General features: G+C 41.0%; 1 protein-coding gene. It reads left to right on the top strand.

Annotated elements, in window-relative coordinates; all coding sequences use genetic code 11:
* Positions 1–12: 12 nt before the first annotated feature.
* A partial coding sequence (locus AOA59_RS28300) for a nitrilase-related carbon-nitrogen hydrolase (protein ID WP_305886613.1) occupies positions 13–271 on the top strand: 259 nt, incomplete at its 3' end.

The raw sequence follows: 271 nt of genomic DNA, 5'->3' as shown, positions 1-271 counted from the left end.
ATTCGTACACATATGCTTGATGATACAAAAGCGTTATTTGTTGTGGCTGAATGGCCGAAGTCGCGGATTGATCATTGGCGAGCCCTCCTCATTAGCCGTGCGATTGAAAACCAGTGTTATGTTGTTGCTTGTAATAGAGTTGGAAGCGATCCGAATAATGAATTTGGAGGTCATTCAATTATCATTGGTCCGTGGGGAGAAATAATTGCAGAAGCTGAAGAAAATGAAGTGGTTTTATACGGTGAACTAGATATTAGTGAGGTAGATAAGG

The organism is Pseudomonas sp. 2822-15, assembly GCF_002742515.1.
Classification (GTDB): domain Bacteria; phylum Pseudomonadota; class Gammaproteobacteria; order Pseudomonadales; family Pseudomonadaceae; genus Aquipseudomonas; species Aquipseudomonas salomonii.
Note: the sequence above shows the minus strand (reverse complement) of the source record. Positions and strands in the feature narration are given on the sequence as shown.